We start from the raw sequence: 21,071 nt of genomic DNA, 5'->3' as shown, positions 1-21,071 counted from the left end.
TAAAAAAACCGGCCAGAGGCCGGTTTTATTGAAACAACAGTCGGTTAGTGTTCGCGTGTTTTCCGGAAAACAACATCCGGATAACGCTCCTGAGTAATGTTCAGGTTAACCATTGTCGGCGCGATATAGGTCAGGTTATCCCCGCCATCCAGTGCCAGGTTGACTTCGTTCTTGCGCTGGAATTCATCAAACTTCTTCACATCGTTGCATTCCACCCAGCGCGCCGTCGAGACATTGACCGATTCATAAATCGCTTCTACGTTATATTCGCTCTTCAGTCGGGCAACCACCACATCGAACTGCAGTACACCCACTGCACCAACGATCAGATCATTGTTAGAGACCGGACGGAACACCTGCACGGCCCCTTCTTCGGAAAGCTGAACCAGCCCCTTCAGTAGCTGCTTCTGTTTCAGAGGGTCACGCAGCCGGATACGGCGGAACAGTTCCGGGGCGAAGTTAGGAATACCGGTAAACTTCATTTTTTCGCCCTGGGTAAACGAATCACCAATCTGAATGGTGCCGTGGTTATGCAGACCGATGATATCCCCGGGATAAGCTTCCTCGACGTGCGCACGGTCGCCGGCCATAAAGGTCAGCGCATCAGAGATAACGACATCTTTGCCGGTACGCACCTGATACATTTTCATGCCTTTTTCATATTTACCGGATACCACACGCATAAAGGCCACGCGGTCGCGGTGTTTCGGGTCCATATTGGCCTGAATTTTGAAGACAAACCCGGTGAATTTCTCTTCGCCGGAGACGACCTCACGACTGTCAGTCTGACGCGGCATCGGTGCCGGCGCCCAGCTGACCAGGCCATCCAGCATATGGTCCACACCGAAGTTACCCAGTGCCGTACCGAAAAAGACCGGTGTCAGTTGTCCCTGCAGGAAAGCGTCCTGATCAAATTCATGGGAGGCTCCCTGGACCAGCTCCAGTTCATCACGCAACTGGGATGCCAGCTCTTCACCGATCTCCTGGTCAAGTTGCGGGTTATCCAGCCCCTTAATGATACGGACTTCCTGAATGGTATGGCCCTGTCCGGTCTGATAAAGATAAGTTTCATCTTTATACAGGTGGTAGACCCCTTTGAATAACTTACCGCAGCCAATCGGCCAGGTGATCGGCGCGCAGGCGATTTTCAGTTCGCTTTCGACTTCGTCCATGACTTCCATCGGATCACGGATATCACGGTCGAGTTTATTCATAAACGTCAGGATAGGTGTATCACGTAAGCGTGTGACTTCCATCAGTTTACGGGTACGATCCTCGACACCTTTTGCAGCATCGATCACCATCAGACAGCAATCCACCGCGGTCAGCGTACGATAAGTATCTTCCGAGAAGTCTTCGTGCCCCGGTGTATCCAGCAGGTTCACCAGCTTATCGCGGTAGGGGAACTGCATTACCGAGGTGGTAATCGAGATCCCGCGTTGCTTTTCCATATCCATCCAGTCTGATTTTGCGTGCTGACTGGATCCGCGGCCTTTAACCGAACCCGCGGTCTGGATAGCCTGTCCGAATAATAGGACTTTTTCGGTGATGGTGGTTTTACCGGCATCCGGATGCGAAATAATCGCAAAGGTACGGCGACGAGCCACTTCGTCTAAAAAAAGTGCTGTAGACATCAACAGGTTCTTCATTGGTTGGCGGAAAAACAATACAGGGGTGTATTTCCGTAAAAATCATCGTACCGGGAGAGTGTTTCTCCGCCGGCTCCAACGGATGTCACTGCCCGGCCTGAACCCCACCTGTATCAGTCAACATCACGTAATTATCTGCGGAGTGCACATGACGGCCATTCTCCGGACGCACATTCTACCTTATTTCAGGGCATTTCGGTATTCGGCCTGCAGCTTTCTTAAGCCGCACCCCGCGGTCATCGTATTACTGCGCTGTCTGCCCGCCGGAATCCGCATTTTTGTAACAAACCGGCCGCCGGACAGAGATAAAAATGAGAAAGACTTGCATTACATTAACTGAATAATTCACATTACTAAGATCATGATAAATAAAGATAAAAATACAAACGCTCACTTCACAAGCAACACATATTGATGCATAATCGCTCACCATAAATACACAACTTGTTACCTCTGTTTAAAAGGTTATCCTCATGTTAACTACCGATATGATCTCCCGTCTGAATGATCAGCTGAACCTTGAATTTTATTCAGCAAACCTGTACCTCCAGATGAGCGCCTGGTGCGCAGATAAAGGATTTGAAGGTGCAGCCTCGTTCCTGAAAAAGCATTCCCGTGAAGAAATGGAACACATGCAGCGTCTGTTCGACTACCTGAGCGATACCGGTGCGTTACCGGTGCTCGGCAGCATCGACGCGCCACCGGTCACCTTTAAATCACTGTCAGACGTTTTTGCACAGACTTACGAGCATGAGCAATTAATTACCGGAAAAATTAATGAGCTGGCACACGCCGCGATGACAACTCACGACTACTCCACCTTCAACTTCCTGCAGTGGTATGTCGCAGAGCAGCACGAAGAAGAGAAAATCTTCAAAACCGTACTGGATAAGCTGGGTATGCTGGAAAACAGCTCCAACGGTGCGTTCCTGCTGGATAAAGACCTGGCAAGAATGGACAGTGAAGTGCACAACAAAGGTGCCTGACTGACTCACGGCGGGCATTGCCCGCCGTGTTAGCCTCGCCCTTTCCCGCACGCCCCTGTTCAGCCGGCTATCAGCGTATCGCAGATACCTCTGGCTATTTCCACCTTTCCGGACGGAATGGCTGCATTTCGATAGCTGTTTTCTGACCGGTCATCATCTGTGCCAGCAGCATCCCGGTGGCTGGACCCAGAGTGAATCCCTGATGCCCGTGACCGAAAGCGCACCACATCTGACTGACCCCAGGCACTTCACCAATCACCGGTTTCATATCCGGAAAGCAGGGCCGGCTACCGGACCAGGTTTCATCATCCACCCGCTCCCCCACCGGGAAATCCTGCCGGGCAACAGGTTCCAGCCGGTCAAGCTGACGGGGGGTTTGCGGATCATCAAGCCTTGCAAGCTCAGCACCGGTCGTCAGCCGGATCCCCCGGTTCATGGGTGCCAGCAGAAACCCTTTTTCCGCATCCAGCACCCAGTTGTTCAGCTGCTTACCGGGTTGTGCCTGGTAATGCCGATGATAGCCACGTTTGGGAAACAGCGGAGGCTGATAGCCAAATTTACGGGTCAGTAATGTGCTCCATGGCCCCAGAGCCACCACCACCTGCCGGGCCCGGCAGACATCCCCCTGGTCATTTCTGATTTCCCACATGCCCTCGCGGGTCCGGCTCAGGGTCCGGGCATCTGCGGAAATAAAGCTCCCGCCATCACGCAGGAAAAGATCCACATACGACTGCACTAAGGCAGACGGATCGCGGATAGTCCTGGGAGAAGTCCACATCACAGCCCCGGGAAAGTGCGGACTGATATCCGGTTCTCTGCGCTTCAGGTCCTCTGCCGAGAGTTTTATGTGGCTGACCCCCTGCTCTGTCAGCAGATCGGCGGATTGGTAACTTTCTTCCAGATGCTGATCGCTACGTGACAAGGCCAGCCACTGGTGAGTTCCCGTCAGTGCCTCTGCTCCTGCTTTATGAATCAGCTCATTATGCGTTTCGAGCGAAAGAGAGATCAGCGAGGCGTACTCGCGGGCGATACCGGCATACCGTGCCCGCGCCGAATAATGGTAATACTGGCTGAGCGGCCGGATAAGCGAAGGAATAGCTGGCAGCTGGTAACGTATATCCGTTCTCCGGTTAGCCGCTGCGCTCAGGATCACCGATAACTGGCGGGGAAATGCATAGGGCTGAATGGCCTCCCGCTGAATAATCCCTGCGTTACCATGAGAGGTCTGCATCCCGGGCGCACCTTTATCGACCAGAGCGACGGTTTTCCCGCTTTCCTGTAAATAGTGCGCGCAACCGGTCCCCACCATCCCTGCACCTAAAACAAATACGTCATACGTCATAAAATTTACCTGTAAAAGCAGTACCGGCCCGGTACTGAGTGTCATTCCGTCTCCGGTATCCGGAGTTCACGGCGCGCTGCCAGCCCTCTGCCCGGGCCGCTCCTGCGTCCGTATCACGGCGCTTATAAAGTAAAGCAATTCGTATGCCACAACCCTCTCTTCGCAGTGAACGACAGAACAGGGTCCGGGTCTTTGGCCGCGGTTATACCCGTCGGGGTCACGCTGCCCCCCGGTCCGGTTTTTATCATTCCACCAGTCACGGCAGGTTCGGGTTAACCAGGCCACGTTCACAGCCACAGCCACAGCCACAGCCACAGCCACAGCCACAGCCACATTATGCCCTGTTAATCAGCGGGATATCAGTTTTCAGTATGAGAATAAAACCGGAAAAGATTTTATGATGAAACGCTCGGCGGTACCCCCGGTATCCCTTACCCTCCGCGTTCAGGAAAACGACATGCTAACTCCGGATCAGAAAATCGACGAAATGGGCATTACACTTCCCGCCGTGACCTCCCCGCCGGCGAACTTTGTCCCGGTAGTGATCAGCGGTTCACTCGCATTTGTCTCCGGCCAGGGGCCGCTATCAGACGGTGCAGTTGTCTGGAAAGGGTCGGTAGGCCACGACATAACCCCTGAAGAGGGGTATCAGGCGGCGCGGCTGGCGGCGATTAATGCGCTCAGCGTGCTGAAAAACGAACTGGGTTCTTTGAACAGAATTAAAAGATTCGTCAAACTGCTGGCATGGGTCCGCAGTGCGCCGGGGTTTGATCAGCAGCATCTGGTCATCAATGGCGCGTCAGATTTTATCGTCGAGGTGTTTGGTGACAAAGGCAAACATGCCAGGAGTGCGGTCTCGGCCACAGAGTTACCGCTGGGCATGGCGGTGGAAATCGAAATGATTGCCGAAATAGTCGCGGAATAACGGTCAGCGTCACGTGGGTACCCGGCATTCTGAAAGATGACACATTCCGGGCTAAGCCGGGGCTGTTTTACGGGCAGGTCAATATCAGCGTCCCGCGTCATTACGCCGGTCATTCGCTTGCAACCCTGCCGGGACTGTTGCCGGCGCAGAGGCGGCGAATAGCATTCTTACGATGACGAGGGCATCCCATAAACGCCTGAGGCTCATTCCCCCGCCGCCGGGTTTGGTTATTACGGACTGCATTCACGGGTAACCGCTGCGGAAGGATTGTCTGGCGGGGCCGGCAATCAGTGATCAGGGTAATAAAAAACCCTCCCTGTAAAACAGGGAGGGTTGTTGTAACGAAAATCACAGTAACCGCTAAGACAGAGGACATTCCCTCACGGCTGACAGGTACCCTCTCAATCCCCGCCCCTTATTCAGGCATCAGGCGCTGATCTTCCGGGAACCGGTATCCGGTACCAGATCCAGTTTTACCTGTGCAGGGGGTTTTACCATGATTTCCGGCAATACCAGCTGTTCCGGTGGCACAGGACGGCTGAAATAGAAGCCCTGCAGGATATTACAACCCAGCTCAGTCAGCTGACGCTGCTGTTCTTCGGTCTCAACCCCTTCGGCCACGATATTCAGATTCATGTTCTTCGCCAGTTCAATGATCATGGCTAACAAACGGGTATCCGTATGGTTATTGTTAATTTCACGCACAAATGCACGATCAATCTTCAGTTCACTGGCCGGCATACTCTGCAGATACAACAGGCTGGAATACCCGGTACCGAAATCATCGATGGACACCTGAATACCGTGTTCTTTCAGAATGGTCAGTATCCGGATAGTTTCTTTCGGTGAACGCATCGCCGTGGTTTCGGTGATCTCCAGAATCATTTTTTCCGGCGGCACATTGTTCGTGGTTAAGGCATTCAGTACCACCTGGGCCAGCATTTCCTGTTCAAACTGCAGTGCAGACAGGTTCACGGAGACGGAGAGTTCTGTATTGCCCTGGGCGTGCCAGATAGCCAGCTGACGACAGGCTTCGTTCAGAACCCATTCACCGACCTGAATGATCATACCGCTTTTTTCGGCCACCGGCAGGAATTTATCCGGAGATAATAAACCACGCACAGGGTGCTGCCAGCGAACCAGTGCCTCATAACCGATGATCTGCCCACTCCCGGCATCGTTCTTCGGCTGATAGAACAGACGTAATTCATTGTGGTACAACGCCCGCCACAATTCATTTTTCAGCTGGACCTGACTTTTCCCCATCGGGTTCATGTCCGGACGATAAACGCTGAAGCCGTTACGGCCATTATTCTTGGTGTGATACATGGCGACATCGGCATTGAACATCATATCGCGACCTTCTGATCCGTGTGGCGGATACAGCGCAATCCCGATACTGATGGAAACCATCAGCTCATATTCAGAAATATGAAACGGTTTTTCGATCGCTTTCACCATTCGGGAGGCGATACGTTCCGCCGCATCTGCCGAGGTCGATGGCGTCAGCAACACAAATTCATCACCGCCGACACGCGCCAGCACATGGTCAGAATCAAGAATGTTTTTTAACCGTTCGGTGACCGTAATAAGCAACCGATCACCAATATGATGCCCGTAAGCATCATTGATCATCTTAAAGCCATCCAGGTCGAGGAACATCAGCGCAAATGCCGAGCCTGAGGAGGCCTCCTCAATATAATGATCCAGTTGCTCTTCCAGATAAGCGCGGTTAGGCAATAACGTCAATGGATCATGCATCGCCAGCTTATGTAATTCACGGTTAGCCTGGTGTAATTTCTTCGCCAGCCGTGTGGTTTTGATTTGCGAATCAATCATCGACACCAGCAGACTGCAGCCAAGAATGCTGAGGGTAAATAAAAATACCCAGATAGCCAGCGCCGGTGAGTTAATACCGTGTCCGTAAATATGGGACCCGGCTTTAAAATCAGCAGCATCCATACCGATATAGTGCATACCGGCAATGGCGACTCCCATCACCAGAGAGGCCTGCAGACGACGCATGACAATGCCGCTTTCACCTTTACGCAGCTCGAACGCCAGCCACAGGGCAACCCCGGAAGCGACATAGGCAACGATAATCGATAAAATCACCAGCCCGCTATTCCAGATGATCCCCGGGTCGACCAGCAGGGCATACATTCCAAGATAGTGCATCCCGACCACACCACTGCCCAGCAGAAAAGCGCCACGGATCAGACGGCCCCAGCCAAGATGCTGATGGCTGACCACCTGCTGAAGCGCGGCTATCGATGCCACAATGACAAGCAGCAGCGAGATACCGGTGTAACCGATACTGTAGTGCATTGGCATCGGGAATTTCATGGCCAGCATGCCGATAAAGTGCATAGACCAGACACCAATGCCCATCGCGGTGCCGCCCCCCGCCAGCCAGAATCTGGCTTTCCATCCCCGGGAACTGGCAACCCGCCCTGCCGTATCCAATGCAGTGAAAGAGGCGATAAAGGCGATGAGCAGTGATATAAACACCAGCCATTTATCCCAGGATACATCGAGCATAGTGACTCCTTTTGTCACAGGTTCATAAACGAAAGTATTAACTAAAAATAGCAGTGGAAAAACAGAACAGCTATCTCCGGTACACAGGAAATACTCCCTGAGGCAGATAACGTTAGGGTTTTTTTAGTTATTGAGTGGATCCGGCGCTGCTCCAAAGCAGAAAAGTACGGCAACGAACGTTGCACGCTGACGCCCTGTCAAAACGTCTGCTAATTAAACATAGTACGTCATACGATCTGACATTAACAAACCTTAATTGGCTTCAGGCGACAAAAATATCTGACGTTCCCCGCCGGGAGAATAAAAACCGGCCGCCCAGGCCTGATAAAAACGCCGCTGCGTTATCTGCGGCGGCGTTCTCATAAGCTTCATTGACCAGCCTGAGGTACCAGACCCGGTTTGATCGTCGCTCCTGCCGGCCGAACCGCCGGGTCTCAGGCGCAGGAGTGAGTTACTGCCCTTCACACGCCCTGTAATGTCACCGCTGTCTGTTTCTGCTGGTAACGTCTGGCCAGGTAACCAATACACAGTGTGCCGATCAGCCCGCAGCAGGCGGCAAAGGTCAGCCAGGCCCCGGGCATCGCTTTATCCCCGAAGGCGTGGATAAGGTAACTGGAAATCGCCGGTGTGAAACCGCCGAACAACGCCGTTGCCAGACTGTAGGCCAGGGAGAATCCGGTCGCCCTGACTTCAGGGGGCATAATTTCTGCCAGATACACCACCATTGCGCCGTTATAACTGGCATACAGGAAAGAGAGCCATAACTCGGCCTCCAGTAAATGACTGAAGGTCGGCTCCGCCACCAGCCATTTCAACACCGGCCACGCGGTACACATTGTCAGCAACGTAAAAACGATCAGTAACGGACGACGGCCCAGCCGGTCCGAAAGAGCCCCCATCACCGGCAGCCAGATCAGGTTAGATAACCCGATAAACAGCGTCACCATAAAACTCTGACGATCGCTCATCATCAGTACCGTTTTACCGAAGGTCGGAGTAAACGCCGTTATCATATAAAACATCACCGTCGTGGTCACCACCATCAGCATCCCGGCCAGGATCAGCGCCCGGTTACTGGCGACCGAACGCAGAATATCCCTGACTTCCGGGTGATGTTTACGCCGGACAAAGCTTTCGGTTTCTTCCAGCATCCGACGGATATAGAACAGAAAAGGCACGATCAGGCAGCCGACGACAAAGGGGATACGCCAGCCCCAGTCGGTGACCTGCCCTTTATCCAGCCACTGGTTCAGTAACAGTCCCAGTACGGCAGCAAAAATAACGGCTATCTGCTGACTCCCTGACTGCCAGCTGACATAAAATCCTTTGCGGCCTTTAGGGGCAATTTCAGACAAATAGACCGATACACCGCCCAGTTCCACCCCGGCAGAAAACCCCTGCAACAAACGACCGGCCAGAATAATTACCGGGGCAAGGCTGCCGAGGGTGTGATAGCCCGGGGTCAGTGCAATCGTCAGCGTCCCGATAGCCATCAGTCCCAGGGTCAGTAACAACCCTTTACGCCGGCCGTGGCGATCGATGTAAGCCCCGAGCACCATAGCCCCCAGTGGCCGCATCAGAAAACCGGCACCAAACGTCATCAGCGTCAGCATCAGTGAAGACCAGGGGTCTCCGCCAGGAAAGAATGTGCCTGCAATGGCGGTCGCATAGTAGCCAAACACCATAAAGTCATACATTTCCAGGAAATTACCGCTGGTCACCCTGAAAATCGCTTTAGCACCGCGCGTATGACTGGCGGCAGAAGATAAGTCCGAAGCGCTCATAGCCCAATCCTTCCTGTGATTATTTTAATCGTGGCTCATGTTTACCCCGGCTATTGACGAAAATATGTGATGCCCGTTGGTTTTATGCGTGACAACAACCAACAAATAAGTAACAAAATATCAACAAATAAACTTCAATAAAAACTGCCCGCATAAAAAAAGGGCCTCTCTTTTCAGAGAAGCCCTCTTCATCATGGCATCGTCCACCCGGCGATCAGTGACCGGCAGACTCCAGCCCCATCAGCCCGACTTTCAGATAGCCCCCCGCACGTAATTGATCCATAACGCTCATCAGGGTCGCATAATCCACCTCTTTATCCGCCTGGAAAAAGATGGTGGTCTCTTTGTTACCGTTGGTGAGCGCATCAATCGACGCCATCAGCTGTCCGGCAGAGACCGCTTCATTGCCGACATACAAGGATTTATCTGCTTTGATACTCAGATAAACCGGCTTTTCCGGGCGTGGTGCAGGCTTACTTGTGGAAGCCGGCAGATTAACCTTAACATCCACCGTCGATAGCGGAGCCGCCACCATAAAAATAATCAGTAATACCAGCATGACGTCGATAAAGGGCGTCACGTTGATCTCACTCATTTCGCCATCGTTTTCCACATCTTCATTCAGACGCATTGCCATAACGATTAACTCACCCGCAGTTGTTGGGCAGAGGTACGCGCCGGAGTGCTGTTTACCGCGCCCTGATTCAGATCGAGATCACGGCTCTGCAGCAACAATACCTGCGCTGCGGTATCGCTCAGAGAGGCTTTATAACCGGCAATCATCCTGGCAAAAAAGTTGTAGATCACCACCGCCGGGATCGCAGCCACCAGCCCGATCGCGGTAGCCAGGAGAGCTTCGGCAATCCCCGGAGCGACGACCGCCAGGTTCGTGGTCTGGGTTTTGGCAATCCCGATAAAGCTGTTCATAATGCCCCAGACCGTACCGAACAGCCCGATAAAGGGAGCAACAGAACCGATAGTCGCCAGAAAACCGTTACCGCGTGCGGCAAAACGACCGACAGAGGCGACCTTACGTTCCAGCCGGAAACCGGTTCGCTCTTTGATCCCTTCCGGCTCATGGCTGCCGGCAGAAAGATCGCGTTCATCCAGCGCTTCAGCAATCAGCGCACGGCTATGGCTGCTGGCCGGAAATGTCGTGGCGATATCCACTGCCTGTTGCAGCGTCCGCACCGCTTTCAGCGCTTTTTGCTCGGTTTTCAGCCGGCGTCTGGCGGCACTCAGCTCAGTGAACTTACCGAAAAATATCGCCCAGGTCACCACCGATGCGAGTAACAGACCAATCATGACAATTTTTACAACAATATCAGCATGCTGATACATGCCCCAGACGGAAAGATCCGTCTGCATAAGATCATTGGCTACCACGTGTGCGACTCCATATAACCGTTTAACAACCTGCAATATACCCGATCATACCAAATCACAGCTTAATTGATAGTAGTTATCATTAGTATTTACACCGTGTATTCCCTGCCCCTTCCGGGAGGCGGCTTCCGCGTTCATACAGCTGTCATCCGCAGCCCTTATTCTCAGGCAGGAGATGATCAGGGTGAATTTTTCTCGTGATCACTGGCCGGGACACCTTTTCATGTTAACGTGTCACTCAGGGTTAGACTGGCAGAGCAGAGAGAAATGACAAACAACAGATCAGATAAAAAACTGGAAACGACATTGATCAGCGCCGGCAGAGGCAAACGCTATACCGCAGGCGCGGTAAACAGCGTCATTCAGCGGGCATCATCGCTGGTTTTTGAGACTGTTGCCGAAAAGAAACGGGCGGCGGCAGGTCGTACACAGGGAGAGCTCTTTTACGGGCGCCGCGGTACTCTGACGCATTTTGCCCTTCAGGAAGCGATGTGCGAACTGGAAAATGGCGCAGGGTGTGCGCTTTACCCTTGCGGTGCCGCTGCCGTGACCAATGCGATTCTGGCATTCGCCGAAAGCGGTGACCACGTGCTGATGTGCGGTTCGGTGTATGAACCTACCCGTGACTTCTGTAATACCATCCTGCGTAAACTGAATGTCTCCACCACCTACTTCCCTCACACCTGCGGTAGCGAGATAGAGCAGTGGATCCAGCCGAATACCCGTATCGTTTTCCTGGAATCCCCGGCCTCTGTCACCATGGAAGTTCAGGATATTCCGGCCATCGTCGCGGCAGTCCGCAGAAAAGCGCCGGACGCCATTATTATGATGGATAACACCTGGGCGGCCGGCGTGCTGTTTAATGCGCTGGATTTCGGGATTGATATCTCCATCCAGGCCGGAACCAAGTATCTGATCGGTCACTCAGACGGGATGATCGGCACGGCCGTGGCAAATGAACGCTGTTATCCGACCCTGCGTGAAAATTCTTATCTGATGGGCCAGATGGTGGATGCAGATACGGCCTATATGACCTCACGGGGTCTGCGTACCCTGTCCGTCCGCCTGCGCCAGCATGAAGAAAGCAGCCTGAAAGTCGCCGAATGGCTGGCAGGCCGTGAAGAGGTCTGGCGTGTCAATCACCCGGCCTTAGCGCAATCCCCCGGACACCGCTTCTGGAAACGCGATTTCACCGGCAGCAGCGGGCTGTTCTCTTTTGTCTTACGGGAACAGCTCTCTCACGCGGCCCTGGCCGACTTCCTGGATAACTTCCGCCATTTCAGCATGGCCTATTCATGGGGAGGCTTCGAGTCGCTGATCCTGGCGAATCAGCCGAAAGAGATTGCGGCCATCCGTCCGCAGGGCGAGGCAGCGCTGCCAGGCACGCTGGTACGCCTGCATATCGGACTGGAAAACGTCGATGACCTGATTGCCGACCTGGCGGCAGGCTTTGAGCGTCTGGCCCGTCATCCGGGGTAACCCCTTAAACATACGCGGGTGAACCGGCGTCGACTGCCCTGCGGGGCAGTTATAGCGTCCCCCGCAGCCATGATTTTATAACGAGATAACAGATGAGTGCTTTAAATGAGGTCGTCCGGGCTCTCTGGCATCAGGATTTTGCCGTTCTGGCAAATCCTCAGATGGCCGGGATTGTCTATGCGGTCATGTTTACCCTGCTGTTTCTGGAAAACGGCTTATTGCCTGCAGCTTTTCTGCCGGGCGACAGCTTACTGCTGCTGGCTGGCGCACTGATTGCCAGGGGCGTGATGCACTTTATTCCTGCACTGGTGATCCTCACCACTGCGGCCAGCCTGGGGTGCTGGATCGGGTATCTGCAGGGTCGATGGCTTGGGAATTACCCGCTGGTACAGGGCTGGCTGAAGCATCTGCCGGCCCGTTATCATCAGCGGTCAGAGCAGATGTTTATCCGGCATGGGCTGGCTGCACTGCTGATTGGCCGCTTTCTGGCCTTTGTCCGGACACTGTTACCTGCCATGGCAGGCATTTCCGGGCTGAGTAACACCCGCTTTCAGCTCTTCAACTGGCTGAGTGGCCTGCTGTGGGTCGCGATCCTGGTCACTCTCGGTTACGGGATCAGTCATGTCCCCTTTATCCGGCGACATGAAGACCAGGTGATGACAGCACTGATGTTAATCCCGTTACTGCTGCTGGTCAGCGGCTTTATCGGAACGCTGATGCTGGTGTGGAAAAAACGTCGCCACAACGCCGGATAACCCCGCAAACCGGCCTTTTTCGCCCGGGCCGGTGCACTCCTCCCTCCCGTCCGGTCAGCCCGGAATATTCGGTTTTTCCGCTGTTCTGCCGGTGTCCCCCGGTAAAAACGAATATTCCGGGCTACACTCAACTCCGTGCCACCGTACTCATGAACCCGCAAAATACCACGGAGGAGAACCCAATGTCCGGACAACCCATTGTCAGACTGAATGATGATCGTCTTATGCCTCAACTGGGGTTAGGCGTCTGGCAGGCCAGCATTGAACAGACACGCGATGCCGTTATCCATGCCCTGAACACCGGATACCGTTCTGTCGATACCGCGGCGATCTATCAGAATGAAGAAGGTGTCGGTCAGGCTCTGCAGGAGAGTGACCTGCCGCGGGAAGATCTGTTTATTACCACCAAACTGTGGAATTCCGATCAATTACAGGCCCGCGAGGCACTGGAAACCAGCCTGCAGAAGCTGCAGCTGTCCTATGTGGACCTCTATCTTATCCACTGGCCCTGCCCGCAGAATGGCAATTTTGTCGATGCCTGGAGACAACTGATTGAGTTACAGAAACAAGGGCTGACCCGCAGTATCGGTGTTTGTAATTTTCAGCAGCCTCACCTGGAACAGCTGATCCGTGAAACCGGGGTTACTCCGGCGATTAACCAGATTGAGCTTCACCCTCTGTTCCAGCAGCGTCCGCTGCATGCCTGGAATGATTTGCATCATATCCGTACAGAATCCTGGAGCCCGCTGGCTCAGGGCGGTAAAGGGGTCTTTGACCAGCCTCTGATCCTGCGCCTGGCTCAGAAGTACGGAAAAAGTCCGGCACAGATTGTGATCCGCTGGCATATCGATAGCGGGCTGGTCGTGATCCCTAAATCGGTGACGCCGAAACGGATCGATGAGAACTTTGACGTCTTTGATTTCAGTCTGGATAAGAGCGAGCTGAGCGAGCTGGCGGCGCTGGATGAAGGGAAACGTCTGGGGCCGGAACCGGAAAGTTTTAATAAAGCCTGACCGGCTGACCGGCGGTGAGTCCGCCGGTCCTGCCCGGGCGCGTCAGGATCAGTTAATCGCCTGCTGAACCAGCAGCTGCCCCGCCACACCGCGGTCTGCCAGTTCAAGATTCTGACTGTAATAGACAAACGGAAAATGCTCCGAGGCGCTGTGCGGGAAAGTCACCAATAACTCCACCGTACCGTCCACCCAGACCGTATCTTTCCAGCCCCTGTCTTCTGCCATCGGCGGTGCACCGTTTACACTGCTAATCAAAAACACCGCGCCCTGAATATGAAAAGGCTGCGGGTGCTCCGCCTGCACTGTCCAGCGCTCGGTAGTCCCCTGACTGACGACGGTATCAATACGCATCATATCCCAGGCGCTACCGTTGATACCGGGCGGTGAGTCATCCAGCCGGATCTGCCGGCTGCCGGTCACACTGCTTTGCTGGGCCGGGCCGTTCAGTTGTGTCGGTAAACCATCGGTGACCAGCGGCAGTAAACCGGTCGGACGCAGCGTCAGTACCAGCGTCGAGGTCAGGATCGAGGATGGCTGGAAAATCCCTTTGATACGTTCAACAAAGGTCGCCGCCGTCCCCGCCGTGATAGAAACATCGTTACCCTGTGAGAGATCGACCAGCACTTCCCGGCGTTCCCCCGGCGCCAGCGCCAGCTGCTGTACCGTGACCGGTGCAGACAGGAAGCCCTGATCGCCGGCAATCACGGTGAAAGGACGATTATCACTGAGTTGCAGCTGATAACGCCGGGCATTGGACGCATTCAGCAGACGTAATCTGACCCAGCCACGCGAGACATTCACATAAGGTTTCTGTACCCCGTTAACCAGCAGAATATCGCCGTAGAAGCCCTCTTTCGCGTTACTGTCGTACTCCGGTGAACCGAAGTTATCCAGCCGTTTGTCCTGAATGATCAGCGGAAAATCATCAACGCCATAATGTTTGGGTAACGCCAGAGATTTGCTGTTGTCATCTTCAATCAGCCACATACCGGCCAGGCCGTTGTACACATGCGGAGCCATACGATGGGGTGTATCGGCATGATACCAGCAGGTGGCGGCAGGCTGGCGTACCGGCAGTACCGGAGCCCAGTCTACGTTGGGTGAGATCTGCCGGGGGGCTCCGCCATTCAGGGCGCCGGGCACCTGTAACCCGCTGACGGTCATAGAAACCGGCTCCTGCAAGCGATTACTGTAAATCAGCTTCACATCATCGCCATTTCTGACCCGTACGGTCGGCCCCAGATAACGGCCATTGAATCCCCAGACCGGCGCTTTATTACCGCCGCTAAAGGCCCAGTGACTGGACTGAAGCGTAAGAAACAGTGGCTGCCCGCGCCGGGATTCCAGTAAAGGCGGTACCGGTAACGGATTCTCTCCGCTTTCTGCGGCCTGTGCGACCTGCGGCAGCAATGTCGTACCGGCGGCAGCGGCGGCGGATAACTGAAGGAACTGACGTCTGCTAAAAGACATAATACTTCTGACCTTATACTGATAACGCCAGCGGCGTTATACCACGACAAACGACACACATATTTCTGAACGCTTCAGCCAGCTGTCAGGTTATTCAGGTTTTTCCTGACTGCGACGGGCAATCTCTGCATTCAGCTCTTCCAGTCTGGTTGCCATAAGTTCACGGCAATGGGTCGCCAGTTTCCTGGCAGACTGACCTTCAAACTGTTTGATATCTACCGGTGGCAGCATCTCCACAATCACCAGACCATTATTCCAGCGATTGAGTTTAATTTTATTATGGGTATCTGAAACAACAATAGGGATCACCGGAACGCCGGCGGCAATAGCGGCATGAAATGCCCCGGTTTTAAACGGCAGCAAACCACGGCCACGGCTACGGGTTCCTTCCGGGAACATCCAGAACGAGATCTCTTTTTTCTTAAACTGTTCAACCAGGTCACTGATAGTGTCGTGGGCTTTATTTTTATTATCGCGGTCGATCAGCAAATTACCGGTCAGCCAGTAAAGCGGTCCGAAAAAAGGGATCCACACCAGACTTTTTTTGCCAATGGTGACGGTGGGCGACTGGACCATATTGGCCGCAGTGATCATGTCATAATTATTCTGGTGATTAGCAATATAGATAGCATTCCCGATCTTGTCAGCCCCTTCCGGTTTCCGGGACTCTATCCGCACACCGAAAATATTGTGCAGCCAGCCAAAGGCATGAGCAAAAGTCGCGACGTGGCGAGGATTACGGGGAGAGAAGCAACACCACAGGCATCCTCCGACACAGACGATGACCGAGTAAATAAAAACGAAAAGGGCGCGCAGAACTAACAGCATAACAACCTCGTAATAGTGGCCGCCCCCGCAGCATCCTGAAGGCAGGCCTGAATATCACAGCTCTGGCCGTCGGTCAGTGCTGTGGTTACCCTGATATACTTTTTCAGCCGGCAAGTATAACGTTTTTTTTCAGGTTCGCAGAATCTGCCGGCAGAAATATCAATCGGTTAATTCTCAGAAGACTCACTGTCGGCATCACCCTCTGCGCCTCGTGACGGCGCATCGACTTCCACCCGATCAATACGCTGTAATCCGCGAGGCAGCAAGGTACCGCGGCGTCCGCGTTCAGTTCTGAATTTTTGCAGATCCTCTTCACGCAGTGTCAGTTTGCGTTTTCCGACATATAACGTCACTACACTGCCCGGCGGCAGCAGGAGTAACCAGGCAAGATTATCTTTCCCTTCGGCCGCTTCGGCCGCCGGAATAGAGATAATTTTATTGCCCTTTCCTTTGGATAACGCGGGCAGATCAGTGACCGGGAACATCAGCATCCGGCCCGCAGAAGAGATCGCCAGCAGCATGTCGTCATCATGATGTACCGCCAGCGGTGCCATTACTTTGCCATTGGCCGGCAGTGACAGTAAGGCTTTACCGGCACGGTTACGCGACTGCAGGTCACTGAAATTACAGATAAAGCCATAGCCGGCATCCGAGGCCATCAGCAAGCGCTGATCGTCCGCCTCCATCAGCACATGTTCCATGGTCGCCCCTGGCGGCAGTGTCAGCTTGCCGGTCAGTGGTTCTCCCTGGCCTCGTGCCGAAGGTAAGGTGTTCGGATCAAGGGTATAGCTTCGTCCACTGGAATCGATAAAGGAGACAGGGAGATTACTCTTCCCGCGGGCGGAAGCCAGATAACTGTCACCGGATTTATAATTCAGCCCGGCCGGATCGATATCATGGCCTTTCGCACTTCTGACCCACCCCATCCGCGAAAGAACGATCGTCACCGGCTCGGAAGGCACCAGTTCCGTTTCACTGATCGCTTTCGCTTCTGAACGTTCACACAGCGGAGAGCGGCGGTCATCACCATAGGTTTTACTGTCGGCCTGTAGCTCTTTTTTCAGGAGTGTGTTCATCTTTCGTTCTGACGCCAGTAAAGCCTGGAGCTCATCACGCTCTTTCGCCAGCTCATCCTGCTCACCACGGATTTTGATCTCTTCGAGTTTCGCCAGGTGACGTAACTTCAACTCGAGTATCGCTTCTGCCTGAATATCATTCAGTTCAAAACGCGACATCAGTACCGGTTTCGGGGCATCTTCTGTACGAATAATATCGATCACTTCGTCGATATTCAGGAAGGCGACCAGCAAACCGGCCAGGATATTTAACCGGCGCAGAATTTTATCCAGCCGGAAGTTCAGACGCTTACGCACCGTTTCACGGCGATAAACCAGCCATTCGCTCAGAATTTCCCGCAGATCTTTTACCGCCGGCCGGTTGTCCAGGCCTATCATGTTCAGGTTGATGCGGTAACTTTTTTCGAGATCCGTGGTGGCGAACAGATGATTCATCACCTGCTCTGCATCGACACGGTTAGAACGCGGCACAACCACCAGCCGGGTCGGATTTTCATGATCAGACTCATCACGCAGATCCTCCACCATCGGCAGCTTCTTATTACGCATCTGGGTCGCAATCTGTTCCAGGACTCTGGCCCCGGAGACCTGATGCGGCAGTGCAGAAATGACGATTTCGCCATCTTCTTTTTTCCAGACCGCCCGTTGCCGGACACTGCCGCGTCCGCTGGCATAGATTTTTCGGATCTCGCTGCGCGGAGTGATGATTTCGGCATCGGTCGGGAAATCCGGGCCCTGCACGATATCCAGCAGCTCATCCAGTGTAGTCGAGGGGCGTTCGATCAGTGCAATGGCCGCATTGGCGACTTCCCGCAGGTTATGTGGCGGAATATCGGTGGCCATCCCCACCGCGATACCGGTCGTCCCGTTCAGCAGGATATTCGGTAACCGGGCGGGCAGCATTTTCGGTTCTTCCAGCGTACCGTCAAAGTTAGGTACATAGTCGACCGTGCCCTGCCCCAGTTCACTGAGCAGGATTTCCGCATATTTCGATAACCGTGATTCGGTATAACGCATTGCGGCAAAGGACTTAGGATCATCCGGTGCTCCCCAGTTCCCCTGGCCATCCACCAGCGGATAACGGTAGGAAAAGGGCTGAGCCATCAGGACCATCGCTTCATAACAGGCACTGTCGCCATGCGGATGATATTTACCTAACACATCCCCGACTGTACGCGCTGATTTTTTAAATTTGGCACTGGCATTCAACCCCAGCTCAGACATTGCATAGATGATACGCCGCTGAACCGGCTTCAGTCCGTCACCGATATAGGGCAGCGCCCTGTCCATGATGACGTACATGGAATAGTTCAGGTATGCGTTTTCCGTAAATTTATGCAATGCGAGACGTTCAGTGCCGTCCCGGGTCATGTCGCTCATCTTAATCAATCCTCACTTCGCGGCCAGCCAGACACCAGTCTTTGGCGGTTATCTGGCGGGGATAGTACATTATTCACCGGGCTTAGTCACAGGGACTAACAGGAGGCAGCACCGGAAGGTTTTTCACACCGACCGCTGAGCGGCGGAAAACGCCGTGACTGCCCCGTCAGCAGACTCTCTTTGTGTCCCCGGCCTGAGCATAAGGATCGGTTTATTACGATACCCTTTCCGCCATTGATTTCCGGCCGGACCGGCGGAGGTCATCATTATAGCCGCTGTCCCGCCGCTATACTCAGACCGGTAACCCGTTTCGGGATCAATCCCGTGGCGGTCAGGGGGGACATCGCGGTTATCTCTGCCGGAAGGGGGACGATAAGCATCTCCCTGCCGGCAAAGCCTTCTCTCGCGGATGCACAAGGTCAGCTTACGGGCTGAAAGTTACCTGACCAGGCCACCGGGCAGGGATGACGGCGAGCTGCGGTCGAAGGATCGCAGGTATGCCGCAGGATTATTGCACCAGCGGCAAAATTCTTGTGCGGTATGTCGGGTTTTTTTCCTCACTCACAGACACCATAATGATTCACAGAGACCATAATGCGTAAAAATACTTAATGAGGAAACACGTATGAGTCAGATCCTGATCATTGATGGAGGCACCACTTTCGGTCACTCCGCCGGACGATTAAATCACACCCTGAGTGAAGAAGGAGCAGCAGAGCTTCGTCGTCTTGGTCATCAGGTCTCCGTCACACGAATCGATCAGGGCTACGAGATCGAGGCAGAAATCGATAAATTCGTCAGCCATGATGTGGTTATTTTCCAGATGCCAGGCTGGTGGATGGGTGAACCCTGGACCGTTAAAAAATATATCGACGAAGTCTTTACCTATGGTCATGGCCGTCTGTATGCCAGTGACGGGCGAAGCCGCGAAGACAGCAGCAAAAAATACGGTTCCGGTGGACTGCTGCAGGGTAAAAAATACATGTTATCTCTGACATGGAATGCCCCGCTGGAAGCCTTCACCGATCCGCAGCAATTCTTTGAAGGTGTCGGGGTCGATGGCGTATATCTGCATTCCCATAAAGCCTGTCAGTTCCTGGGGATGAGTCCGTTACCGACCTTTATCTGTAACGATGTCATTAAAGACCCGCAAGTACCGCTGTATATCTCGCAATACCAGCAGCACTTACAGACAGTATTTAACTGACTGACGGTGAGGCGTTCACTAACAGACCGTGCTGATGTACGGTCTGTTGCAGATAATCTAGAAAACAGCGAACCCGCACCGCCAGAGAGGCATTGCGGTAATACACCGCATGTACCGGAAGATGCATAGGATGCAGAACGTTTTCCAGTACCGGAACCAGCAGCCCCTGACGTAGCGCAGAGGCAGAAGCAAAGTCCGAGAGCCGGGCTATCCCTTGTCCGGCAATCGCCAGCTGCAAAATGGTTTCTCCGCTCGAGGCCCGTAAGGTCGGCGTCACCTGCAAAAGTTCATTCTGCGCAGTCAGTACCGGCCAGTGATTGTGCACGGCCGGCTGGGTAAACCCCAGTGTGCGGTGCTGACTAAGCTGGTCACTGTGCCGCGGCATACCATAGCGGCGGAGATAGTCCGGACTGGCAAATAACCGTAACGGGCTGTACCCCAGTAACCGGGCATGGATCCCCGAATCCGGTAATACGCCCATCCGGATAGCGATATCTGTTTGCTGCTCCAGCAGATCTATGGGTAAATCGTCCGTGGCCAGTTCAGGTTCAATCTGCGGATATTTTTCCATAAATCCGCCAATAAACGGCACAATGACATGCTGCATAAACGAAGGTGCGGTGTTGATGCGTAATCTCCCCGCAGGGGTTTCCCGGCGGATCGCCAGCTCATCTTCGGCAGATTCCATGGCAGACACGATTTCACGGGCCCGCTGCAGAAATAAGGTCCCTTCCGGTGTCAGCGCCATTCTGCGGGTCGTACGTAACATCAGGGCGGTTTCGAGCTTACGCTCCAGGCGGCTCAGTGTTCTGCTGACTGTCGACGAAGTCATATCCAGCTGTGCGGCGGCGGCCGTGATCGAGCCACTGTCCACGACAGCTATCCAGATGCGCATATCCTCAAGAGTCACTTTCATTCATTGTTTCCCGGCAGGTTCCCGCCATACCTCAGGCCGGAGTGACCTGGCAGGCTGTCATTAGTACTTATCGTGCCGAGTTTGCCATCAGCAGGCCCACGGTGACCAGAGAGCCCGCACAATATACCTGCTCACCACTTCCCCTGACCGCTCGCCGTTGGGCTGGCGTTGTCTTTTCATGACGTCAGCCTCATGCTGACCTGATCCATCGCCGCCGTGTTGCTGGCAATTATCACAATGACTTTTATTTCCCGTATAAACATACTTTACCCGGGTCCCCTGAGGGGACAATAATTGTTTAACAGACTCAGGAGATGCAAAACCAGACTCTGTA

General features: G+C 53.7%; 16 protein-coding genes. 6 read left to right on the top strand and 10 right to left on the bottom strand.

The annotated features are described in order from the left end of the window. Positions 1 to 44: 44 nt before the first annotated feature. Positions 45 to 1,634: a peptide chain release factor 3 gene (prfC, locus tag ABD035_RS08505; RefSeq protein ID WP_212714454.1), complete on the bottom strand. Its 1,590-nt coding sequence runs from the start codon at positions 1,632 to 1,634 to the stop codon at positions 45 to 47. A gap of 488 nt (positions 1,635 to 2,122) precedes the next feature. On the opposite strand from prfC, the gene ftnA reads away from it, so the two are divergent. Beyond that, positions 2,123 to 2,635: a non-heme ferritin gene (ftnA, locus tag ABD035_RS08500; protein WP_212714453.1), complete on the top strand. Its 513-nt coding sequence runs from the start codon at positions 2,123 to 2,125 to the stop codon at positions 2,633 to 2,635. A gap of 94 nt (positions 2,636 to 2,729) precedes the next feature. On the opposite strand, the gene ABD035_RS08495 is transcribed toward ftnA, so the two are convergent. Continuing rightward, the gene (locus ABD035_RS08495; RefSeq protein WP_343869339.1) at positions 2,730 to 4,022 is read right to left on the bottom strand and encodes an NAD(P)/FAD-dependent oxidoreductase; all 1,293 of its coding nucleotides are present in this window, start codon (positions 4,020 to 4,022) and stop codon (positions 2,730 to 2,732) included. 412 nt (positions 4,023 to 4,434) lie between these two features. On the opposite strand from ABD035_RS08495, the gene ABD035_RS08490 reads away from it, so the two are divergent. Beyond that, on the top strand, positions 4,435 to 4,902 hold the full coding sequence (locus ABD035_RS08490) for a RidA family protein (RefSeq protein WP_212714451.1): 468 nt from the start codon (positions 4,435 to 4,437) through the stop codon (positions 4,900 to 4,902). 426 nt (positions 4,903 to 5,328) lie between these two features. Here ABD035_RS08490 and ABD035_RS08485 read toward each other — a convergent pair whose 3' ends face one another. The 4 genes from ABD035_RS08485 to exbB form a co-directional block, all read right to left on the bottom strand. Next, entirely contained in the window at positions 5,329 to 7,443 is a 2,115-nt protein-coding gene (locus ABD035_RS08485) for a putative bifunctional diguanylate cyclase/phosphodiesterase (protein ID WP_212714450.1), read from the bottom strand. A gap of 461 nt (positions 7,444 to 7,904) precedes the next feature. Next, the gene (gene tcuC / locus ABD035_RS08480) at positions 7,905 to 9,227 is read right to left on the bottom strand and encodes an MFS transporter (protein WP_343869335.1); all 1,323 of its coding nucleotides are present in this window, start codon (positions 9,225 to 9,227) and stop codon (positions 7,905 to 7,907) included. A gap of 214 nt (positions 9,228 to 9,441) precedes the next feature. After that, positions 9,442 to 9,864, bottom strand: a complete 423-nt coding sequence (gene exbD / locus ABD035_RS08475; protein WP_212714448.1) for a TonB system transport protein ExbD — start codon at positions 9,862 to 9,864, stop codon at positions 9,442 to 9,444. Between the two features lie 5 nt (positions 9,865 to 9,869). Further along, complete coding sequence (gene exbB, locus ABD035_RS08470; RefSeq protein WP_343869887.1) at positions 9,870 to 10,595, bottom strand: tol-pal system-associated acyl-CoA thioesterase; 726 nt, start codon at positions 10,593 to 10,595, stop codon at positions 9,870 to 9,872. Between the two features lie 285 nt (positions 10,596 to 10,880). Between exbB and metC the strand changes: the two genes are divergently transcribed. The 3 genes from metC (at position 10,881) to dkgA (ending at position 13,860) form a co-directional block, all read left to right on the top strand. Next, on the top strand, positions 10,881 to 12,092 hold the full coding sequence (gene metC / locus ABD035_RS08465) for a cystathionine beta-lyase (RefSeq protein WP_343869333.1): 1,212 nt from the start codon (positions 10,881 to 10,883) through the stop codon (positions 12,090 to 12,092). A 92-nt stretch (positions 12,093 to 12,184) separates the two neighbouring features. Further along, positions 12,185 to 12,847 carry a DedA family protein gene (locus ABD035_RS08460; protein WP_343869330.1) on the top strand — a complete coding sequence of 221 codons (663 nt, stop codon included), beginning with the start codon at positions 12,185 to 12,187 and terminating at the stop codon, positions 12,845 to 12,847. Positions 12,848 to 13,029: 182 nt separating this feature from the next. After that, positions 13,030 to 13,860, top strand: a complete 831-nt coding sequence (gene dkgA / locus ABD035_RS08455; protein ID WP_212714445.1) for a 2,5-didehydrogluconate reductase DkgA — start codon at positions 13,030 to 13,032, stop codon at positions 13,858 to 13,860. Between the two features lie 48 nt (positions 13,861 to 13,908). Here dkgA and ftsP read toward each other — a convergent pair whose 3' ends face one another. The 3 genes from ftsP to parC all read right to left on the bottom strand — a co-directional run bounded on the left by ftsP (position 13,909) and on the right by parC (position 18,614). After that, positions 13,909 to 15,330: a cell division protein FtsP gene (ftsP, locus tag ABD035_RS08450; RefSeq protein ID WP_343869328.1), complete on the bottom strand. Its 1,422-nt coding sequence runs from the start codon at positions 15,328 to 15,330 to the stop codon at positions 13,909 to 13,911. Positions 15,331 to 15,420: 90 nt separating this feature from the next. Further along, the gene (locus ABD035_RS08445) at positions 15,421 to 16,158 is read right to left on the bottom strand and encodes a 1-acylglycerol-3-phosphate O-acyltransferase (RefSeq protein WP_212714443.1); all 738 of its coding nucleotides are present in this window, start codon (positions 16,156 to 16,158) and stop codon (positions 15,421 to 15,423) included. Between the two features lie 167 nt (positions 16,159 to 16,325). Beyond that, positions 16,326 to 18,614, bottom strand: a complete 2,289-nt coding sequence (parC, locus tag ABD035_RS08440; protein WP_343869326.1) for a DNA topoisomerase IV subunit A — start codon at positions 18,612 to 18,614, stop codon at positions 16,326 to 16,328. A gap of 625 nt (positions 18,615 to 19,239) precedes the next feature. On the opposite strand from parC, the gene ABD035_RS08435 reads away from it, so the two are divergent. Beyond that, on the top strand, positions 19,240 to 19,821 hold the full coding sequence (locus tag ABD035_RS08435; protein WP_212714441.1) for an NAD(P)H-dependent oxidoreductase: 582 nt from the start codon (positions 19,240 to 19,242) through the stop codon (positions 19,819 to 19,821). On the opposite strand, the gene ABD035_RS08430 is transcribed toward ABD035_RS08435, so the two are convergent. Beyond that, a complete protein-coding gene (locus tag ABD035_RS08430; RefSeq protein ID WP_343869323.1) occupies positions 19,814 to 20,737 on the bottom strand; it encodes a LysR substrate-binding domain-containing protein in 924 nt (307 codons plus the stop codon). The genes ABD035_RS08435 and ABD035_RS08430 overlap by 8 nt on opposite strands. Between the last annotated feature and the right edge of the window lie 334 nt (positions 20,738 to 21,071).

Source organism: Tatumella terrea (assembly GCF_039523755.1).
GTDB classification, from domain to species: domain Bacteria; phylum Pseudomonadota; class Gammaproteobacteria; order Enterobacterales; family Enterobacteriaceae; genus Tatumella; species Tatumella terrea.
This window is presented reverse-complemented; position numbering and strand designations above follow the sequence as displayed.